Annotated in this window: 1 protein-coding gene; it reads left to right on the top strand. The window is 43.5% G+C overall.

The window, feature by feature from the left end:
- On the top strand, positions 1-223 hold a 223-nt coding region (locus E1171_RS00020; RefSeq protein WP_155202966.1), incomplete at both ends, for a hypothetical protein.

Below are 223 nucleotides of genomic sequence, written 5' to 3' on the forward strand. Positions count from 1 at the left end.
AACGGCTTTTGCCCAGGACCTTTCCACCACTCAGGATGGTACGGGCAACAAATCTATCAAAATCCAGATTCGGCCTGATCCCAATAACCCTAATACCATGGAAGCTGATCAGTTTGGAGATTTCAATACTTTTGTTGGGTTTCAGTTCGAGGGGCGGAATAATAACATCAATGTTAAACAGATAGGAGATGGCAATACCAGTCTTAATTTCCAGTTGGGAGGA

The organism is Xanthovirga aplysinae (genome assembly GCF_009711365.1).
Taxonomy (GTDB): Bacteria; Bacteroidota; Bacteroidia; order Cytophagales; family Cyclobacteriaceae; genus Xanthovirga; species Xanthovirga aplysinae.